2 protein-coding genes and 1 pseudogene are annotated in these 1,948 nt (G+C 52.3%); all 3 read left to right on the forward strand.

The annotated features are described in order from the left end of the window. A partial coding sequence (locus ACSZPU_RS25415) for a transposase (RefSeq protein WP_499004375.1) occupies positions 1-191 on the forward strand: 191 nt, incomplete at its 5' end. Between the two features lie 111 nt (positions 192-302). Further along, on the forward strand, positions 303-1,706 hold the full coding sequence (gene chiP / locus ACSZPU_RS25420) for a chitoporin ChiP (protein ID WP_437891856.1): 1,404 nt from the start codon (positions 303-305) through the stop codon (positions 1,704-1,706). A gap of 42 nt (positions 1,707-1,748) precedes the next feature. Beyond that, a pseudogene (locus ACSZPU_RS25425) lies at positions 1,749-1,874 on the forward strand (transposase); the annotation flags it as partial. Positions 1,875-1,948: the final 74 nt, after the last annotated feature.

The raw sequence follows: 1,948 nt of genomic DNA on the forward strand, positions 1-1,948 counted from the left end.
ATCTGAAGGGAAAAAGCGCGATAGCGATAGCACGGCACTTCGGCAGAGGTAAAAACTTCACCGGTGAAGTTTTCTGGGCACGAGGTTATTTCGTTTCAACAGTTGGTTTGGATGAAGCCACGGTCAGGGCATACATACGCAACCAGGAGAGAGAAGACGAACGATACGATCAAATGAAACTGAACGTATAGCAGCCGCCTTAGGCGGCTCATGGTTTGTCGGCGCCTTTGAGGCGCTCAGCCTAAAGCCTCCGGCTCTGCCGGAGGATACTTACTTCATAGTAACTAATAGAGGATCCTCAGATGTATACATTTAGTTGCAAAAGTAGCGCGCTGGTACTGGCTATTGCTGTCGTCACCACGATGTCGAGCTGGATCGTTGTTCCACAGGCCAGCGCAGCAGGTTTTATTGATGATTCCACGTTAACCGGCGGTATCTATTACTGGCAGCGTGAGCGCGACCGTAAAGACGTCACCGACGGCGATAAGTACAAAACCAACCTTTCACATTCAACCTGGAACGCCAACTTGGATTTCCAGTCCGGCTATGCTGCCGATATGTTTGGTATTGACGTGGCTGCCTTTACCGCAATTGAAATGGCGGAAAGCAGCGAAAGCGGTCACCCGAACGAAATTGCCTTCTCCTCAAGAAATAAAGCCTACGACGAAGATTACTCCGGCGACAAGAGCGGGATTAGCCTCTATAAAGCGGCGGCAAAATTTAAGTATGGCCCGACGTGGGCGCGAGCTGGCTATATTCTGCCAACCGGACAAACGCTGCTGGCTCCACACTGGAGCTTTATGCCGGGCACTTATCAAGGTGCCGAAGCCGGAGCCAACTTTGATTACGGCGACTCTGGCGCGCTGAGTTTCTCCTACATGTGGACGAACGAATACAAAGCGCCGTGGCACATTGAGATGGATGAGTTCTACCAGAACGATAAGAAGACGAAAGTCGATTTTCTGCACTCTCTGGGCGCCAAATATGATTTTAAAAATGACTTCATGCTGGAAGCCGCGTTTGGCCAGGCTCAAGGCTATATCGACCAGTATTTTGCTAAGGCCAGCTATAAATTTGACGTCGCCGGCGCTCCGTTAAGCACCAGCTATCAGTTCTACGGTACCCGCGATAAGGTCAGCAACGGCGGCGCGAACGATATTTATGACGGCACCGCCTGGCTGCAGGCGCTAACCTTTGGCTACAAGGTTGCCGACGTGCTGGACCTGCGTCTGGAAGGCACCTGGGTGAAGGCTGAAGGTCAGCAGGGCTACTTCCTGCAGCGTATGACTCCAACCTACGCATCCTCTAACGGTCGCCTGGACGTGTGGTGGGATAACCGCTCAGACTTCAACGCCAACGGCGAAAAAGCCGTGTTCTTCGGCGCAATGTACGACATGAAAAACTGGAATATGCCGGGCTGGGCGTTTGGTGCGTCTTACGTTTACGCGTGGGATGCGAAACCGGGCAAAATGGCAACGCCCGATGCGTACTACAACGCGGACAAACGTCTGGAAGAGTCGGCCTACAGCCTCGATGCCATGTACACCGTGCAGGACGGCCGGGCGAAAGGAACGCTGTTCAAACTCCACTTCACTCAGTACGACAACCACTCAGATATTCCAAGCTGGAGCGGCGGTTACGGCAACATCTTCCAGGATGAGCGCGACGTGAAGTTTATGGTTATTGCCCCGTTAACTATTTTATGACAGTCGCAGATATCACTGGACGAAGATAGTGCAGGCCAGTGATTGCTTTCGATCCACTGTATCGGTCCTTTGACCGCAAGCCTACTCTCAACTCAACTGGGTGATGGAAAACAGTATGACTGCAGCCGCGATTTTGCTGCCTCAACGGGCCTGGTGCCCCGGCAGTACTGAACCGCCCCGGGAATCCTGGAGACTAAACTCTTTGAGAGAGAGGTAAACAGGATGACTAAAAACACACGTTT

It is taken from the genome of Phytobacter sp. V69, from assembly GCF_965644215.1.
Lineage (GTDB): Bacteria > Pseudomonadota > Gammaproteobacteria > Enterobacterales > Enterobacteriaceae > Phytobacter.

Coding starts and splice junctions, on each gene's coding strand:
- chiP (WP_437891856.1), top strand. CDS start 303: ATGTATACATTTAGTTGCAAAAGTAGCGCGCTGGTACTGGCTATTGCT.